The following is a 19,178-nucleotide window of genomic DNA, read 5'->3' as shown; positions in this document are numbered from 1 at the left end:
TAATTCCTTTATATTATGCAACTACCTAATTTAAAACCAGCGAAAACATTTACCATTGCAGCTGATATGCAAATGGAAAAAAAGATCAGTTACGTGTTACCTCTTGTTCTTATTATCAGTATGTTCTTTATGTGGGGCATGGCCGGTAACCTGAACGATATTCTGATTAAGCAGTTCAAGAAATCATTTGAGCTGACCGATTTGCAATCAGGTTTTGTACAATCGGCCTTTTACATGGGATATTTCCTTCTTGCTATTCCGGCATCCATTGTGATGCGCAAATACAATTACATTACAGGTATTATCATTGGTTTGATATTGTATGCAGCCGGAGCATTCCTATTTTTCCCGGCAGCAGAAAATAGCTCATATCCATTCTTTTTGTTTGCTTTGTTTGTTATAGCTTCCGGATTGGCATTTCTTGAAACAGCAGCAGGTCCTTATGTACTGGCATTGGGAAAACCCGAAACTGCCACTTTCCGTCTGAACCTGGCACAATCATTTAATCCTATCGGATGTGTTACAGGTGTGTTGGTTGGGCAGCATTTTATCCTTACCGGAGTTGAATATACCAAAGAAGAGCTTGCTAAAATGTCTCCCGAAGCTTTACAAGCTTACTATCTAACAGAGGCACATTCCGTGCAGACTCCATATCTTATTATCGGTGCCGTTATTCTGTTGTTTGCCATAATTATCGCATTCACTAAATTCCCTACCATCAAGGATGAAGAGACAGTCAATACATCCTCTACAAGAAAAACGCTGAAACTTTTGCTTAGCAAGAAATCATTCAAGCAATCAGTTATTGCACAGTTCTTCTATGTAGGAGCTCAGGTATGTATATGGAGCTTTTTAATTCGTTATATTCAGGATACAATTCCCGGAACACCAGAGAAAGGAGCTGCTAACTTCCTGACTATCTCACTTGTAGTCTTTACCCTTGGCCGATTTATAGGAACAGGATTGCTCAAGAAGATCAAAGACAATAAATTACTTTGGATTTATTCTCTTATTAATGTAGTTCTTACTGCGGTTGGAATCTTGTTTCCTGGAACAATAGGTCTTTGGGCATTAGTGGGCACCAGTTTCTTCATGTCAATTATGTATCCTACTATCTTCTCATTGGGTATAAAGGATCTTGGCGAACACACAAAGTTGGGAGCATCCATACTTGTAATGGCAATTATTGGTGGAGCCGTACTTACCCTTGCAATGGGCCGTTTGTCTGATGTGGCAGGAATTGCAAATTCATTGCTTATTCCACTTCTTTGCTTCGTATTTGTAGCCTATTACGGCATCAAAGGATACAAGGATAAAGCTTAATAACCAGCTGATTGTATACCATTTAATATCCCCGGTTATGTATATTGCAAATCTCCGAAACAGATATTGTAGCAGATCGTCTTACGCCAGATTATTGTCTGTTGTACCGACTGATGCGAATGAACTTCTTATTAACTATAAGACTATTCTGTGCTTTTCCATTTTATTTTTACCCAAATGTTTAAACGATTAAACATTATCCATTATGAAAAAATTGCTTCAACTATTTATAATAATAGCTATGCCTCTGTGCGCTAGAGCTCAGGTGGTAATTACCAATACAAGCTTTTCAATGGGAACCACAGGACGAATCGGAGTTGGAGCATCACCAACGGGCGAAGGCAATATGTGGAAACCATTAAATCTGTCGGGACAAGGTTCGTTGGCCGGACGTATGGAACAGACCGACTATTTCGATCTTTTGCCTGCGCTTCACTTCACTCCAAAGCTTATAGGGAAGGACAGTACAAACGTAACTTTTCAGGCCCGGTTGGGTATGTATTCTGCCAATGGACAGTTTATTGGTAACGTAAGTACTCGCTCGGCAGACGGACTAACCTTTATTCTTCCCGAGGCTTTTGTTGAGGCTCGCAATATTATGGGCAGTCGCTGGTCTGCCTGGGCAGGAGCGCGCTTCCGCCGCTACGACGACATACATATTTGCGACTATTTCTACTTTGACGATCATTCTGCTCAGGGATTTGGGGCAAGCTATAAAACAACAGAGCTAACCATGCTTATGCCTGCATCCACAGACTCTGCTGGTGTTTATCCCTATAATTATAAAGTGACTGTTGCCGGAGCTACCAATCCAGCAATCAGACAACGTATGGTGTGGATTGGAGAGCATACCTTCGAGATGAAGAATGGAAATAAGCTAAAGCTGTTGGGAGAGTACCATTATGTGGCAGCTACTTCAGATAATGCTTCCATCAAGTATCCATCTGATAAAGGTTGGGTGTTGGGTGCCAAATTTACAACTCCCATAAAGACAGTGGTGCCCGAATCTTTCAACGATATTTCCGTGCGATACGGAACTGGAATAGCCAATGGTGGCGATAACGGGAATACCTTTACATGGGCTACTTATGGAGCTCCCAATGATGAAGGAAGATACACCGGAGCATACTCCTTAACCATGGTAGAACATTTCTTACTTACTCCCTCAAAGAAGTTCAGTATAAACGGATACGGAGTGTTCACCCAGAGTAAAGGAGGTTCATCCAGTACAGATAAGGATACCTATTTCAACGGAACGCAGATTTATAACCGGAAGAGAGATATTGTTGCAGGATTCAGAACTTTGTATTATGCAACAGACTGGCTGCACCTCATTGGAGAAGTGCATTATGCCGTACGTAAAGATGGTGATAACCCCAATGCTGCAATGTGGAAATTCTCCTTTGCACCAACTATTGCTCCAGTGGGGCAACGCAGCGCATGGTGCAGGCCACACATTCGTTTTGTCTGTTCGCTGGCTCGTTACAATGACTATGCCCGTGACCATAACTACTCTCCGTTTCTGCAGGTTAACCAGAAACGTTGGGGAACATATATAGGCGTAAAAGCAGAATGGTGGATATTCTAAACTTAAAAACAAAATAATTATGAAAGTAAAATTCGGGGCATCAATCCTGTCATGGATTCCCCCAAAATGGACAGCAGAAGGCGGATTATACGCTATACAGAAAACCGCAGAAGCAGGCTTCGATCTTCTTGAGATTCTATTGCCTCCTTCAATGGATATTGATACACAAACAGTGAAGAAGCAATTAAAGGATCATAATCTCGAAGCTGCATGCACACTTAATCTGCCAGCCGATTGTCACATACCGTTTTATCCAAAAGAAGCGGCTTCATTAATGAAAGCTGCATTAAATAAAACAGCCGATCTTGATATCTCTTTCCTGGGAGGCGTTCTTCATAGTGGGATAGGGGTATTTAGCGGAAATCCTCGTACTCCAAAAGAAGAAGATATAATTTGTGACGTATGGGCCGAGGTAGCCGAATATGCTCAGAAGCTAGGCATCACTATCGGCATTGAACCTATTAACCGTTACGAAAGTTATGTGTGTACCAGTGCAGCCGAAACCTTGCGCATGATTGAGCGTACCAAAGCCCCAAATCTGGCTTTGCATCTCGATACATTTCACATGAATATAGAAGAAGACAACTTTTGCGATCCTGTAATTGCTGCAGGTAGCAGATTGAAACATATTCACATGACCGAAAGCAACCGTGGCATGCTAGGTGAAGGAAATGTACACTGGGATGATTTATTCCGTGGATTGGCATCTATTGATTTTAAAGGAAACCTGGTACTGGAAAACTTTACTTCTCAGGTGGAAGGCATGGCTAGCGCCGTATCCTTGTGGCGACCATCCAGATACAGTGCTGCAGAACTAGCAACAGGTAGTTTGAAATTTATGAAAGTAAAAGCCGCAGAATTTGGATTAATATAAGCTGTATCTCAGTCAAGCTCCCGTCAGGATTCCAATAAAATCTGTCGGGAGCTTTTTTATTGAGCAATAAATTTTCTTTAATTCTTGTTGGGAAATATTCTTTGAATATAAAATATAGATTATATTTGCGCACGAAATTATTATCAAAGAACAATTCGCTAATATAATAAAGTTATGAAATTAAGAATATTCTTCTTATCGCTTCTGCTTACGATAATAGCAAGCCAAAGCTTTGCACAGAAATTCTCTAAACTGGATGAGATACCACTCAACGAGAATGCTGATTATAAAAAGGCAGAGAAAGTGGTGTTGGAGTGCGATAAGTATTTAACAAGTACACCTTTAAACAATAACGATTCTAAAAGAAATGCTGCGGAGAAATTTATCAATAAATGGATGTCTGGTACTCCGGATTATACATTTAATATAGACTATTCTCTGGCACAGATTGTAGGCAACAATTCACATCTGCTTGGTGTTTATCTGGCATATTATTCCAAGTATGCTATTGAAAATGAAGGTAAAGCAGACGATGATGAACTTATGAGACGTACGCTGACATCTTTCATTGATTATTGCAAGAAGCCTGCCAACAAGGTTGATCAGACGGATATCCTGAAAAAGTTTATAGAGCAGCAACGCGACAGCCGGTTTCAGGAATTGTAACTAGTATTTCCAAAATCTTATTTTATAGTTGAGGGTTAATCTCTTATGGGGTTAACCCTTTTTTTATAAAAAAGTAAGTTTACTCAACGATTAACATCTGCTAGACTTATATTTAGGCTTTATAAAAAAACTATTTATACAGTCAATTGTTTAATTCTAAGATTAAGAAATAAACATATAAAGGTATGAAAACACTATTATTGATATTCTTGTTTGTTATTCCATTGAATGTTTTATCTCAGCAAACAGCTGCTTATGATAACGAACTGACTACTCTGAAAGATAGTACTATTGTCAATAAGAAAGATAGTGCAACGGTTTCTACTTATAGCATAAATGATAATCATTCCTTTTTAGCTAAAAAGTACAAGAAACGTGCTAAGTACTTTGGAATAGGAGCTATAACTTTTACTATAGCAAGTCTTGGCTCTTATCTTTATAGTCTTAAAGACGTTGAACTTATAGATCTTGATAATAGCAGCAAAGGTCCTCGTAAAGACTTTGTTGTTGCAAGCGTTTTATTTCTTATTCCAGCAATAGTTTGTACAGTTATATCTATTGATTACAATTCAAAAGCAAAAAAGGAACTCAAATTATCAGTAAGCGGTGCAACAGCCCGGTTAGTCTTAACTTTCTGACAATCTTTTCTTATTATTTGCTCTCTCCGGCTTTAAAAATAGTCCAGGGTTGAGTTGGACGATCTTTCAACACCCCGGTCATCCATTCGTATTGTGGATGTTTCTCTAAAAAGGCTTTTGCATTGAACGGTGTTCCACATGCATTGCCCCATCGAGCAATAAACGACATTTCTTTGGCCATTTTTGAATTAACTACTTTTCCATCGACAGCGCCACCTGGGAAAAAAGGTTCACCTATAAAAGGTGTCTGACCTTCAGATTCAAGGTCAAAGTGTGGACACAAAGCTCTTTCACCAGAATTTACTTTGTTTAAGTAAGTGTCAAAGTGATCTGATTCGAACATTTTAGCATGTTCCAAATCTATTTGCCCCTTATATTCCTTCATTAACTGTTTCCATCTAACACGGCGAGAAATACAATTGTTCTTAATGTTTGTTTCGCGACCAAATTTAGTTTCAAATCGCAAAATTCTTAAATCTTCCGGAACATTGGAACCTACAAAATATCCATCTTTCTTCTTTTCAAATCCAATATACTTTAAACCAAGTTCCAGCCTTGCAATTTCATTGGTTTTGGTATCTCCTATAAGCCAGGCATTTGCATAGCCTCCATTATTTCCTTTTTTCATCATTTCACACCACTCATCAATGGAAGATGCATATTGTGTGGCGTGTCTCATTCGTGAGAATTCAGTAATACCATTTTTGTCGAAAGGGAAGAAAGCTGCAATAGTTGTTTCAGAACCAACTAGGCCTGCACTAGTAACAAAAAAATCTGTTCCACTATGAATATATCCTGCCATTGATTGCATTAATATTCTATTACCTTTCTGAGGAAGAATATCTAAAATTATATTGTGCTGAGGAATGTAATACGGACACATCGTGTTGTGTCCAAGAACAATATCTCCGTCAACAGTCATACTGCCCGTGGCAATAAACGAACTACATGATTCTTTTATAGGGGTGGTGGAATTGGGAGCTATAGAATCTTTAACTGTGGGCCACCAATATCCTATAATTTCAGCATTACCATTGAAAGTTACAATTTCATCCCGGGTAGTTGTAACTCCTGCAGCTTTCATTCCTTCCACAATCCCATCTATTTCTTCTAAATTTTCAGGATCTACTTTAGGTGTGAACATTTTCCCGGCTTCCTCAACCAGCCATTGCCAATTGATAGCACTTTGATAATACCATACTTCACTTAGTACCCTGATAGATTCCTTTATATCTTTAGCCATTAGATATCCATGCTGGAAACCTCGTTCTCTGGGAGTTCCTTCGATATGAAGATATATCCATCCATTCTTTTCGTGTCTATTTGCTTTTGATAGCCACGTTTTTTGTTCACCGGTAAGTTGTTTGCCAGTTGTCTGTCCCTGGATAAAAACCGGGGAAATAAGCATTAATAATAGAAGAATAACAGCTTTCTTTTTCATGACATTAAGATTTATAATTGCCTATTATATAAAACAACAGGGAAGAAGGATAGGTTTATTAATAATATATTATAAACCTTATTCATGTTCAATTGTTTATTACTAGGTGTAGTTATGAAACAGATGTAAAACCAAAAACGAAGTTATATGAAGAATTTATTTTTAAGCACAATGATTATTTTATCCATGCTACTAGGTACCAGCGAAATGCGTGCGCAAACCACAGAAGCTCAGCTTAATCAGGTTGAGCTGTTAAAGCAGTATTTTGGAACCTGGAAGTCCGATTACAAAGATACAACATATGTTTTTGTAATGACCGCTTACGGTAAAGGTATGCAAGTTAACTTTAAGGCTTCTACAAAAGGAAAAGTTATTTGGCAATGTAAACAAGTATGGGGATATGACAAAGAGAGTGATAAAATATTAGGTATGCTATTGAATAGAGCTTCCTCTTCTACATCTTTTTATGTAAGCTGGTTTATATCTAAAAATGTAAATGAAACTATAGAGTATGTTGTTCGTAATGATGGAAAGCTTGAAAAGACTAACTCTCAATGGAAAGAAGACTTTAAATCGCGTGATATGTTTATACAAAGTCACATGATAAACAATAAAACAGTTTCCATGCGTACATTCATGCGTGTGAAATAGAAGCCCGGTTAGAAAAAATCCAGTGCAGCTTAATGCAACACTGGATTTTTTTTATTCTAAAGTTCTTCTTCCTTCATTTTAATTGGAACAACAAAAAGAGGAACCATAGTTCTTTTTAAAATAGCTTTCGCATCATTTCCCATAATAATACTATCCAGCCAGTTTCTGCCGTGAGTTCCTAAAACAATAATATCGGCATTAATTTCTTTTGCAGTTTCCAGTACGGTTTGAGCTATCTGACCTTCTTTAATTATCGTATTAATTGATTCGTCGCCAAGACGCTTTTTTGTTTCATCCAGAAATTTCTGCAAGGTAACTTTAAAGTTTTCAATATATTGAATTCTGAATTCGAAAACAGCAGGACTTCCTACATAGTAATTAGGATGTTCGTATAGTACGTGTAATAAAGTAATCTCGGCATTCATTGCCTTAGCCATGTTATAGCCAGCTTGGGCCACTACCTCGGCACTTTTGTCGTAATCAATGGCTATCAATACTTTTTTTATTTCCCTTGCTCCCATACTGTTGTTTTTTAAGTGGTTGATATCTTAAGGTTTAATGCATATTCCTGACATTATAACAAATCAGTGTACAGAAAGGTTGAAATGCGATGCATTTCCTGAGAAGCCTCACATCTAGGGCTGAATTTTTAATTTGTTTGTTAAAGCTGAACACTTGATTCTCGAGTATCTTCTCGTAAAAGAACTTGTTTGTATACAGTTCTGAAATATGAGTTTCATATTTTGCTTGTCCCAATATAATTGTAAAAACCATAATCAGAAAAAGATAAAGAAGTGTTAGTATCATATTGCTTTAAGATTTTGTTGTTTGTAATTTTTTGTATGTCCAGGTTTTATTTATGATGCAAAGATATGGGTATAAGTAATGCGCTCCAAAAAGAAAATGTAGGAATCGACAAAAAAATCATCTTTTGCAGAAAAAATCACAAATGTTTGAAAATGTATATTTTATAGTCTGATGTTATTCTGGTTTTCGGGCTGTTTTTTACAAAATAGGCCTACACATTTCACAGCAGATGTAACAGCAGATGTCACGTACGTTTAAAATACTGATATATATTAAGTTGCAAAATAATTGGTGAAACTAACAACAGATGTAACAGCAGCGAAGAAATATATTAAATAGTTTTATTTTTATTTCATAAAAACAAAACCGGTGTTTTAGCTTTAAAAATGGAGTGTAAATGCAAAAATTAAATTCACAAAAGATTAGCTTGATATTTATTGACCAATGAATTTAATTTATTGAGCAATGGCTGAGAATTATTGGCCAATGGATTTTCGTTATTGAGGTTTAGTTTATATCCGCATTTCCTCACTAAAAAAAGCTCTCATAAAAAATAAAAATTCAAAATTGATCTAGCAATCTAGCGGGGTAGCCTTAAATGTTTGCATACTAGTTTAATAGAGGCGCTAGATTAAATTATTTTGATCTAGCGGTAATCTAGCACTAGTAGTCACAATTAGGTGTCATTTTCAGCTTTTATAACTGTTTTTATTCTAAAACAGAAGATTTTCATGTGTAATTGTAGATATGAAACATCAGATATTGTGAATTTGAAACATTGTTAAATCTGTTGAACTTTATCTTTGCAACATCGAATCTCTAATGATATTATTTAATAAAGAACTGTAATTTCCTTGCATTTGTCTTTGTTAATAGTACAAATAAAACATTAAGTTGAAAAAATGAAAAAGAAACAATTAATTCTGTCGTATCTATTTGCGGCGTTGTTAATGTCGATGCTGATATTAACGTCATGTGACAATAATGAGATAGCATCTACTGTAAACCCATTTGATGAAACTACTGAAAGTGGAGTGGTCTTGACACGAGACAAAGTTGTTGTTATTAGTGATGTTCATCTTGGCAATGACACTACTTATTCTGAATGTGTAAAGCATTTGCCTTTATTGAAGAAGTTTCTTACACAGGTACGTGGTTCAAAAACTATAAAGGAATTAGTTATTGCCGGTGATATGCTCGACGAATGGTATGTTCCTTCACGAACAGATACTTACAATGGTGGTACTCAAAAAGACTTTGTGAGAAAAATAGCTCAATCCAACAAAATTGTTGTAGACGAACTGAATAATATTATTCAGGATAAAAAAATAAAGGTTACTTACGTACCAGGTAATCATGATTTGCTTATCACTGCAGAAAATGTAAATGAAATATTTCCAGGTATCAATCAGGCTCGTGATACAGGAAAGCAAGGATTAGGTACGTATCATCCGGAAGATTTTCCTCAGGTAGCTATTGAACATAGTCACCGTTACGATTTCTTTTGTGCTCCAGATCCATATAGCAAACAAAATGAGCCTGTAGGATCTATTCTTCCTCCGGGATATTTCTTCACTCGTATTGCTGTGAATTCGGTAACAAACTATCCTGCAGATTCAGAGATTGTTCAACCTAGAACTGTGAATCGCAGCTCTGCTTCGGATAGCGAACAGGTAAATAACTATATCTATTATTATTGTTGGAAAACAGTTCTTACAAGTCTTATTCCGGTAAAAGATAATTATGATGAAAAAATTATCGTAACAAATATTGGAAATCTTAAAGAGTCATATTCTATAAACGATGTTCTGCCTTACAATACACAAGATGGTAAGATTGATATGAACCTCTTTAGTGGAAGTTGTAGTCAGCAAGCATGGGAGAAACGTTTGGCATACAACAATGTTCCTAAGATGACAAATGCAGAAGATGCCATACCTGGTAGTTTAAAGACATCATTTCTTGATGAGCAAGCAAATACTCAGTATTTTAAAAATAGTAATTCGAATGTACGAATCGTTATCTTTGGCCATACACATATACCAATGGTAACATCATGTACCAACACAAAAAATGAGGCTTGTATTTATGCTAATTCAGGTACATGGACAGATGAAAAAGTAAAGGCTGGTCAGCCTGCAGTTAATCAGAACAAGAAAAATATGGATTTCGTTGTCATTGAACGACAACATAATAATAAATCAATGGTTGATGTAGAATTGCTCAACTTCCATAACGGTGTTAATAATTCAGTGATATTGAAATCAATCAAGATGTAATTTGATAATTTACTGGTAGGATTTTTTTATATGTCTTCGAAGATATTTTTAATAATATTCTTCGAAGACATTCTTTTTATATTAAAAATCTTGTCAGAGAGCTGATTATCTTTTTTAAATATAATGGATAGTGCCCGTTATTTCACATTTATACGATTATAATTTGTTACTAATGGAGATAAACCTTCACCGATAAATGTTCTTATAATCTTATTCGGATTTGTCAAATCAAGCAGAACACGAACAGAACAATTATCCGGTGTATTGTTTACATCCTTGAACTTAATAATTTCTACAGTATTTTTTGAAGTAAACCACATAATAACACTATAAGGATCTTTCATTTTAGTTATTTTAGACCCTATAAACTTGTGGGTATCCCTATCATAAATAAAGAATGTTCTTCCCTCTGAAACAATTTTTCCTTTTGTAATATCTTTATAGTTAATTTCCAGACTGTTATCTGTTATCTTGTTATTCCAGATTTCAAAAGTATCTTTGCCAAGTTCGCCTTTCCAACTACCACTGAATAGCTTCAAAAACTCACGTTGATTCATTTCTGCAAAAGAAGGATCATTTTGTTCTTCAATATCAATACGCTGAGTATTAAAGATATCTACGACTTTATTGTTTACCGTAACAATCTGTTTCAGTGAATTTGGTGAGAGATATTCAAATCTCATTCTAAAATATGCACTTGAAGGATTAGTTATATTGCTTATTGGTACAGATTCTAGTACATTAGGGGAGGTGAACCACCAGGCATAAGCATCGGTATATCCTTTATTAAAGACTCTTGTCCAAATATATTTGTCACTATTCTTATCATAGACAATTACCGATTTGGATTTCCAGAATCGTTTTCCATTCGACTCATACCAAGAATCGGCTTCAAAGGCATTTCCATTATCCTTGCAATCCCATGTAAAGATAGTATCTTTGCCTGTTTCACACTTCCAGACTCCTGTAATTCGTTGTTTAAATAACTCAATCTGATTAAGATTCTCCGCATTTTTCTTTTCAATAATCTTATCTACCGTTGATTCTACAGCATAGATAATTTTCCATTTATCTCCTGCCTTTTTAAAAAGCATAAACATTGCTTCAGGATCAGATACCGTTGAATGTCCATCTTTAAAATTCATTGTACATTGAGCTTTTGCAGTATATAACACAGTCCATTTGTCCAAAATAGTGTACTTTTCATCAAGAAAAGTATATTTCTGATCAATCATGGTCTTAAACATAGAGTTTACACCCTTCAGCATATCATCATATCCAAAGATATTTCCATTAAGGATATATCTGAAATCCGGTGAATTGTCAAACACAGCGGCAGCTATGTCAAAGTTTGCTTGCTCGCATCCTGTAATCAGAGTATTAACCACATCCTTTACTTCAGTTTTAATTTTATCAAATTCTTTGCCAGAGACTGAACCATTAGTGCTTGCATAGCAAAAAGAAGTTGATGTGATTAATGCCCAGATTAGAAATAAGTTTCGAATAATTTCTTTTGGCTTCATGACATAAAAGGTTAAAGTTATATATTAATTGGGACTGAGAGAATCGAACAAAATATCCCATTATATAAAACAATATATTTCAGAGGGAGTTTGTTGAAACTATATTGAATTAATTGTTTTTATACCTGTTATATCTATATTTACATGGCAGAGACTTTCGGAAGGTAAAATGCTTTTTGATGGTTTTTACAAAATAAAAATCCTGCAATAAAAGATTTGTTGTTGTGCTACTTTTATTGCAGGATTAATAATCAATTAATTTATAAATATTGAGAATTCAACACTTTATTGCTAAGTGTTATACAGATGAAACATCCTGTCCATAAGCTTCCATTTCTCCGCTGATGAAGCTCCTGGCTCTGAAACCTGAAAGATAGACATGTATTCTTCCCATTCAGCCTGAAGAGGTAAGGAAGCCAGCTTTTTCATGGCCGAGTCCCAATCGAAATCGAGTGGTGTTTCCACAATCATAAACAAGCGTGTGCCTAGTATATATATTTCCATTTCAAGGATACCTACATCTCTGATTCCGTTACGAATCTCGGGCCATGATTCAGCTTCACTGTGTCTTTTTCTATATTCGGCAATCAGTTCAGGATCATCTTTCAAATCAAGTGTCTGACAATATCTCTTTACTGGCCCGTTGTATTCCTGAACACGGTATCCTGTTTCTTTTGTTTCCATATTATTGGTGCCTTAAGGTTAGTTATTAATCTTTAGAACCAGTGGCATGTTGTTTGGCTTAAGATCAGGAAGAGTAATGATGAGTCCGGTATTGTCACGGGTGAACGAAGCTTTTCTGCTTCCCAATAGCTGTACTTTCTTAATCTCCTTTTCATAGTTAGGAGAACCGGCAGCCAATGACTTGATAACAATTTTTCCATCCTTAGGCCACTCCATTACAATGGCATACAGTGTTCCGTTCTTCTCTGTGAAACGGATATCTTCAGCAGTATATTTGTTCTTGCCTTCATTGAATCCTTGTGCATTCATCGGATTCTTTTTTTCGGCATCGGGGCCTTCGCCAAATATAGTCCAGGGGCGAGTGTCGAAGATAGATTCCTTATTAATATCCATCCATCCAGCTATTCCTTCCAATACAGCCACTTCTTTATCGTCGATAGTTCCATCACCGCGCACAGGAATGTTTAGCAGCAAGTTACCATTTTTACTTACTATATCAGCAAGCATCTGTATAACTGTCTTTGCTGATTTGTATCGGTTGTTATCATATACAGAGCGATTGTAATGCCAGTCGCCTATACATGAACACGTTTGCCATGCCTTTTCCTGCATTTTATCAGGAGCACCTCTTTCTACATCCCATACAAGGCATTCTTTTTGCTCGTCAGTGAGAATTTTACCAAAGATAACGGCATTCAGTTTGCCTTTGTTTCTCTTCATGTTACTGTTATAGTAATGAGCAGCAATACCGAGTCCGGCGTCACTAATAGGCCACAATGGCAGAGCGGTGTCATCAAAGTAGAGCAAATCAGGATGATACTTATTAATCATATCAACAGTTCTGTCGTAAAACTTTTCGCAATATTCTTTGCTGGGAACAGATGCACCATCTGCCCATTCCCATTGAGAATGGATGGCACCTGGATTTTGGTTTCTACTACTTAATTCATGATTCTGTGCATACAGTTCCTGCGGATCTAAACCATCCCACCATTGTCCTTTGCCATCTTCTTTAGTAAGTTTTCCATCATAAGGTACTCCGGCAAGTGAACCTTGCTTATCGGCTCCCTGAGCAGTTTCGTACCATGTCCATGCATGAGAAGCGTGGATACTAACTCCGAATGGTAAACCGTTATGTCTGGCAGCTTTGGCCCATCCGTCAAGAATGTTCTTCTTAGGGCCTATCTGGGTTGAGTTCCAATTATGGTATTTGCTATCCCATAAGTCGAAATTGTCATGATGGTTACCCATGGCAAAGAAGTATTGAGCACCAGCACGCTTATAGAGTTTTACCAACTTTTCCGGATCCCAGTTCTCAGCTTTCCATTCATGGATAACATCTTTGAAACCTGATTTGGAAGGATGGCCATATTTTTCAAGATGTGATTTATATTGACGTGAACCTTCTTCATACATTCCACGACCATACCAGTCACCATCTTCCGGTTGACATTGAGGTCCCCAATGTGCCCAGATACCAAACTTGGCATTGCGATACCATTCTGGCACTTTGTATTGTTTCAGAGATTCCCAAGTGGGTTGAAATTTACCGGTTTGCATTGGCTCTTTTGTGTTTTGTATGTGATGAAAATTCTCCTGAGCAAAGCCGGTTGAACCGAACATGGTAATAAATAAAGATATAAATAATGCGTTTCTCATAAGTGTGTGTTTTTTGTTTTTTCAAAAGTAGATATTCGGGAACAATTAATATTATACTATCTCGATATATTATAATACAAATTCGATATTAATATTATAGCATATACTGATTATCTATTAGTTAGCAATTTTGAAATTTCCTATTAATGACATTATTTCGATAATTAATAATATAATTTCTATTTATTAGTAGCTTAATAAGAAATAAAGATATATATTCGCCTAACTAAGATGAAAAGCACATGGTAAGAGAAAAAAAGGATAATCTGAATTTTACATTGTTGAACATTGGGCATGCCATTCACAATGCCGACTGGAACTGGGCAAATGTGAACAGTCCGTTTTCAAGATTATATTGGGTGGATGGAGGAAATGCAAAAATTGTGCTACCTGATGGTACTTATAATCTTACACCGGGGCATTTATATCTTATTCCCTCTTTTACCTTGCATAGCTATGAGTGTGACGGATATTTTTCACTATATTACATTCATATTTATGAGGAACAAACTGATAACCTGAGCATTATTGAGCAAATGAATCCGTCTGTTGAGGTTGAAGCTACCGAAATGGATACTTTGCTTGTAAAGCGTTTATCCGAGATTAATCCTAATAGGGAATTGAAACTTTATGATCCGTCATCTTATGATAATTCTCAGACTTTGGTAAAGAATATCTCAGAAAATGCGCAATTACCTTATTATTTACTGATTGAAACGAAAGGAATTTTGCAGCAACTCTTTTCCCGATTTCTAAAAGATGCAGAACAAAAGGTTGAAGTTACCGATAATAGAGTATTAAAAGCTTTACGCTATATCCGAAAGAATATAGATAAGCCTATCAATATTAGTCAGCTTTCCGAACTTTGTTTTCTTACAGATGATCATTTTATAAGGCTTTTCAAAAATGAAATGAAATGTACACCGACTCAATATATTAATCAGAAAAAAATTGAGAAAGCTCAGGTAATGCTTATTATTGATGATATACCAATAAAAGAAATTGCATATAATCTGGCTTTCGATAATATCTCTTATTTCAATAAGCTGTTTAAAAAGCTAACAGGATTAACTCCCGGAGAGTATAAGAAACGACTTCACATGTAATAATCATAAAAAAGAAAATCTTATTTTTGCAGAATAAAGAGCATTCTTGCTCTGTAAATACTATCGGAAAAATATATTCTCAAAAATTTGATTTAAAAATGAAATCATTTAATCGGCTATCTCTGGCTATAATTTTATTTATTACCGTTTCGGTTTTTTCTAAAGGTGCAGAAAGTTCTGTTAATGTAAAGAGAGCAGCTCGCACAAATTATGTTTCACTTGATGGGCAATCTCTGCCAAAGGGGAATGCTATTGGTAAGGATGGTGAAATTCATAAAGTAGATGTTCCTTTACTTCATTTAGTAAGAACTAAATCCGGATTGCATAAGGGTACGGTGTTGCTAATTCCAGGAGGGGATTATGAAACATTAAAGTTGAAAAGTGAATGTGAATCTACTACCAGATTTCTTAATGCACAAAACTTTGACGTAGCTGTTCTTGAATATCGTGTGGGTAGTGATATACAAACACGCAATATGGCTTTGACGGATGCTCTTAAAGCTTTCAGATTACTTAAGGGCAATAAGAATCTTCAAGGTTTGAATACTGATCACTTGCTTGCAATGGGATTTGCTTCGGGAGGACATCTTGCTGCAAAAGCTGTGCAAAGGATGAATAAAAAGGAACAACCCGATGAATTGATTCTTATATCTCCTTCATATATGAATGAAACTCTTGCCGGAACTGTTTATGCTGCAGTTTTGCCTCCTCTGGAACCCGTCGGCAGATTACTTACTATTGTTCCCGATAATGGAGACAAAGCGTGGGTGAAGAGTTGTGAGGAATATACTAAAACATGGATAGGGTATGATGGAAAGGCGTCTTGCTACTCTCAGAAAGATAATGTTTATGTTTGTGGCAAGGATACCATTGCTTTGGACGGAAATTTTAAGCTTTCGGGTATTCTTAAGAAGTTTTTGGAAGCAAAGCCTGAGACTGAAAAGACTGCACAGAATCCTGCTACTGTTCCTGTTGAAGGATATAACCATAAGCGCCATGCTGATAAACTGGCTCTTGTAGCTAAGGATAAGTATGATTTGATTATGATTGGTAATTCTATCACAAATAATTTTGAGAAACCTCAGTATCAGTCTGTATGGAATCAGTTCTTTGCTCCAAGGAAGGCTCTTAACCTAGGTTTTAGTGGTTACCGCACCGAAAATCTTATATGGAATATTCAGAATGGAGAACTGGAAGGTCAATCACCCAAAGTGGTAGTATTGGAAATAGGTACTAATAATATAGATGAAGTACATTACCCTACACGTCACACTGCAGGCCAACTTGCCGGTGGAATAGAAGCTGTAGTTAAACTCTTGCGTGAAAAGTTGCCTGATTCAAAGATTATTATGATGCGTTGCTTTCCGGGATGTTATGGTGGACCAAATCCAACCTCGCATCGTATGATTCTTGAACGCGCTTCCGATTTAGTATCCAGGATTGCTGATGGAAAGCATGTCTTTTATTGTGATGTGAATCATGTGTTTCTCAATATGAATGGGTCAATCAATCATGATATGATGAGCGATTGGCTTCATCCTTCTCCTGCAGGAGCAAAAGCATGGGCTCAGGCAATGGAACCTTTGTTGTCTGAACTGATGGGAGATAAGTCTTTGGATACAGAAATATCTTCAAACACAGCAATAGTTCCGGCTTCTAAGTTGGAAAATGACAGTTATGACTGGTGGGCACGTCATGCTGATGTATTAGCAATTAAGGATTCCATTAATCCGGAAGTGGTTCTTATAGGTAACTCAATCACTCATTTCTGGGGTGGATTACCACAACTTAAATATGCTGACGGGCGTCTACGAACTCCTAACGGAGCAGAGACCTGGAATGCTTTGTTCAAGGATTACCGTGTACTAAATCTGGGCTTTGGATGGGATCGTACACAAAATGTACTTTGGCGTCTCGATCATGGAGAGATAGACAGACTTCATCCTCGTACGATTATTCTTCATATTGGTACCAATAATACCAGTGAAACTAAGAATGCCCGCATGAATACTGCTCCCGAAATTGTAGAAGGTATCCGTGCTATCTGTATGCGTCTTCGCTCTAAAGTGCCGGGTGCAAAGATTGTCTTGATGTCTGTCTTTCCTCGTGAACATGAGCCAACTCATCCACGCAGAATTCTTATTAACGAGATAAACCGTAATCTTGAAACTTTTGCTAAGGAGAATAATATCACGCTCCTGAATATTGGCCCTAAGATGCTGGAAGCTGATGGTACATTGCCTAAAGAAATAGCTCCCGACTTCTGTCATCCTACGGAAAAGGGATATCAGATTTGGGCTGATGTTATCCGGCCATTAATCTCTAAACCATGATTTTATAAAAAAAATAGCTGAGCTATAAAATATTATCGATTCCGATTTCATTTATTAAAATAGATTGAATATATTTACTTATTATTCAATCTATTTTTGTTATATATTGTTCTATATATTATAATATTCACGGACAGAGCTAAAAAGATTGGAATCATGAAATTTACTCCTGAAAAATACTCCATTGCAGATGAACGAATGAAACCGTTTATCGATCCTCTCGAAATATGGGATTATCTCAATAATGCCGTTCCTTCAAAACAAAAAGTACGTGAGATTATAGCCAAATCGCTTGCCAAGCAAAGGTTGAATCTAGAAGAAGTTGCATGTCTTGTTAAGGCTGATACTCCAGAACTTATTGAAGAAATAAAGGAAGGTGCAAAAACACTTAAACGTACTATTTACGGGAATAGAATTGTGCTGTTTGCTCCGCTTTATATAGGCAATAAATGTACAAATGATTGTCTTTATTGTGGTTTTAGAATATCAAACAAAGATGCTGTGAGGAAAACTCTTTCTGACCAGGAGATTGTGAAAGAGATAGAGGCATTGGAAGACAATGGACAGAAAAGGCTGATTCTTGTTTATGGTGAACATTCGGAATATAGTCCCGAATATATTGCTCATACAGTAAAGATAGCTTATGCCCTTAAAAAAGGAAATGGAGAAATAAGAAGAGTGAATATCAATGCTGCTCCGCTGGATATTGACGGCTTTAAGGTTGTAAAAGCAGCCGGAATAGGAACATATCAGATTTTTCAGGAAACTTATCATCCGGAGGCTTATAAAATTTATCATCAACGAGGTAAAAAGGCTGATTATAATTACAGGCTGACTGCTTTGGACAGGGCTCAGGAAGCGGGTATTGATGATGTGGGAATAGGTGCTTTGTTTGGCTTATACGATTGGCGTTTTGAAGTGCTTGCTTTGGTGAGGCACGCGAATCATTTTGAAGCTTGCTATAATGTGGGTCCTCATACCATCTCTTTTCCCAGGGTGAAAGATGCGTCCGGACAAAATCTGAAAACGAACTATTTTGTAAGCGATGAGGATTTTACTAAACTGATTGCTATCTTGAGATTAGCTGTACCTTATACAGGAATGATTCTGACGGCAAGAGAACCTGCGGTCTTGAGAGATGAAATAATACAGTATGGAGTTTCGCAAATAGATGGCGGAACTAATATCGAGATTGGTAGCTATGCTGAAAAAATTGTTCAGGAAAGGAATCTGAACAGAGGACAGTTTCAGATAAATGATGACAGGCCTTTGAATGATATAATTGATGAATTGCTTGATCAGGGTATGATTCCTTCTTTCTGCACTGCCTGTTACAGGCTTGGCAGAACAGGAGAGCATTTCATGGAATTCTCTGTCCCTGGATTCATAAAGCGTTATTGTACTCCTAATGCCATTCTTACGCTGGCTGAATATCTTATTGATTATGCACCTCAACATACTGCAGATAAAGGGTGGAATGTAATTTATTCTACGATTGATAATATGGAGGATGAGAATATGAAAGCGTCTATCCTTGAGAAGATAAAACAGTTAAAGTTGGGAAAGAGAGATTTGTATTACTAATTCTTACTGATAATTATTACAG

Annotated in this window: 15 protein-coding genes; 10 read left to right on the top strand and 5 right to left on the bottom strand. The window is 36.6% G+C overall.

Translation table 11 applies throughout. The annotated features are described in order from the left end of the window. The first annotated feature begins 15 nt into the window (after nt 1-15). The 5 genes from fucP (at nt 16) to BUC21_RS08750 (ending at nt 5,089) form a co-directional block, all read left to right on the top strand. Nucleotides 16-1,323: an L-fucose:H+ symporter permease gene (gene fucP / locus BUC21_RS08770; protein WP_139261356.1), complete on the top strand. Its 1,308-nt coding sequence runs from the start codon at nt 16-18 to the stop codon at nt 1,321-1,323. 205 nt (nt 1,324-1,528) lie between these two features. Beyond that, nucleotides 1,529-2,911 (top strand): carbohydrate porin, encoded by a 1,383-nt coding sequence (locus tag BUC21_RS08765; protein ID WP_073401318.1) that lies wholly within the window; start codon nt 1,529-1,531, stop codon nt 2,909-2,911. 19 nt (nt 2,912-2,930) lie between these two features. Beyond that, the gene (locus BUC21_RS08760) at nt 2,931-3,785 is read left to right on the top strand and encodes a sugar phosphate isomerase/epimerase family protein (protein ID WP_073401316.1); all 855 of its coding nucleotides are present in this window, start codon (nt 2,931-2,933) and stop codon (nt 3,783-3,785) included. A 174-nt stretch (nt 3,786-3,959) separates the two neighbouring features. Continuing rightward, complete coding sequence (locus BUC21_RS08755) at nt 3,960-4,451, top strand: hypothetical protein (protein WP_073401314.1); 492 nt, start codon at nt 3,960-3,962, stop codon at nt 4,449-4,451. 185 nt (nt 4,452-4,636) lie between these two features. Beyond that, nucleotides 4,637-5,089 carry a hypothetical protein gene (locus tag BUC21_RS08750; RefSeq protein ID WP_073401312.1) on the top strand — a complete coding sequence of 151 codons (453 nt, stop codon included), beginning with the start codon at nt 4,637-4,639 and terminating at the stop codon, nt 5,087-5,089. A gap of 13 nt (nt 5,090-5,102) precedes the next feature. On the opposite strand, the gene BUC21_RS08745 is transcribed toward BUC21_RS08750, so the two are convergent. Then, nucleotides 5,103-6,530 (bottom strand): C45 family autoproteolytic acyltransferase/hydrolase, encoded by a 1,428-nt coding sequence (locus BUC21_RS08745; protein ID WP_083547658.1) that lies wholly within the window; start codon nt 6,528-6,530, stop codon nt 5,103-5,105. Between the two features lie 147 nt (nt 6,531-6,677). Here BUC21_RS08745 and BUC21_RS08740 point away from each other — a divergent pair, with 147 nt between their 5' ends. Then, a complete protein-coding gene (locus BUC21_RS08740; protein ID WP_139261354.1) occupies nt 6,678-7,181 on the top strand; it encodes a hypothetical protein in 504 nt (167 codons plus the stop codon). Between the two features lie 56 nt (nt 7,182-7,237). Here BUC21_RS08740 and BUC21_RS08735 read toward each other — a convergent pair whose 3' ends face one another. Next, nucleotides 7,238-7,702, bottom strand: coding sequence for a universal stress protein (locus tag BUC21_RS08735; RefSeq protein WP_083547657.1), 465 nt, complete (start codon nt 7,700-7,702; stop codon nt 7,238-7,240). Nucleotides 7,703-8,890: 1,188 nt separating this feature from the next. On the opposite strand from BUC21_RS08735, the gene BUC21_RS08725 reads away from it, so the two are divergent. Next, the gene (locus BUC21_RS08725; protein WP_073401306.1) at nt 8,891-10,267 is read left to right on the top strand and encodes a metallophosphoesterase; all 1,377 of its coding nucleotides are present in this window, start codon (nt 8,891-8,893) and stop codon (nt 10,265-10,267) included. 137 nt (nt 10,268-10,404) lie between these two features. Here BUC21_RS08725 and BUC21_RS08720 read toward each other — a convergent pair whose 3' ends face one another. The 3 genes from BUC21_RS08720 to BUC21_RS08710 form a co-directional block, all read right to left on the bottom strand. Next, nucleotides 10,405-11,790 (bottom strand): nuclear transport factor 2 family protein, encoded by a 1,386-nt coding sequence (locus tag BUC21_RS08720; protein ID WP_073401304.1) that lies wholly within the window; start codon nt 11,788-11,790, stop codon nt 10,405-10,407. A gap of 291 nt (nt 11,791-12,081) precedes the next feature. Next, a complete protein-coding gene (locus BUC21_RS08715) occupies nt 12,082-12,474 on the bottom strand; it encodes an L-rhamnose mutarotase (RefSeq protein ID WP_073401302.1) in 393 nt (130 codons plus the stop codon). Nucleotides 12,475-12,492: 18 nt separating this feature from the next. After that, nucleotides 12,493-14,133 carry an alpha-L-fucosidase gene (locus BUC21_RS08710; RefSeq protein WP_073401300.1) on the bottom strand — a complete coding sequence of 547 codons (1,641 nt, stop codon included), beginning with the start codon at nt 14,131-14,133 and terminating at the stop codon, nt 12,493-12,495. A 242-nt stretch (nt 14,134-14,375) separates the two neighbouring features. Between BUC21_RS08710 and BUC21_RS08705 the strand changes: the two genes are divergently transcribed. The 3 genes from BUC21_RS08705 (at nt 14,376) to hydG (ending at nt 19,156) form a co-directional block, all read left to right on the top strand. Continuing rightward, a complete protein-coding gene (locus BUC21_RS08705) occupies nt 14,376-15,239 on the top strand; it encodes a helix-turn-helix domain-containing protein (protein ID WP_073401298.1) in 864 nt (287 codons plus the stop codon). Between the two features lie 98 nt (nt 15,240-15,337). After that, complete coding sequence (locus BUC21_RS16240) at nt 15,338-17,572, top strand: GDSL-type esterase/lipase family protein (RefSeq protein WP_083547656.1); 2,235 nt, start codon at nt 15,338-15,340, stop codon at nt 17,570-17,572. Nucleotides 17,573-17,728: 156 nt separating this feature from the next. Beyond that, nucleotides 17,729-19,156, top strand: coding sequence for a [FeFe] hydrogenase H-cluster radical SAM maturase HydG (gene hydG, locus BUC21_RS08690; RefSeq protein WP_139261352.1), 1,428 nt, complete (start codon nt 17,729-17,731; stop codon nt 19,154-19,156). Nucleotides 19,157-19,178 lie beyond the last annotated feature (22 nt).

The organism is Bacteroides luti (genome assembly GCF_900128905.1).
GTDB classification, from domain to species: Bacteria; Bacteroidota; Bacteroidia; order Bacteroidales; family Bacteroidaceae; genus Bacteroides; species Bacteroides luti.
This window is presented reverse-complemented; position numbering and strand designations above follow the sequence as displayed.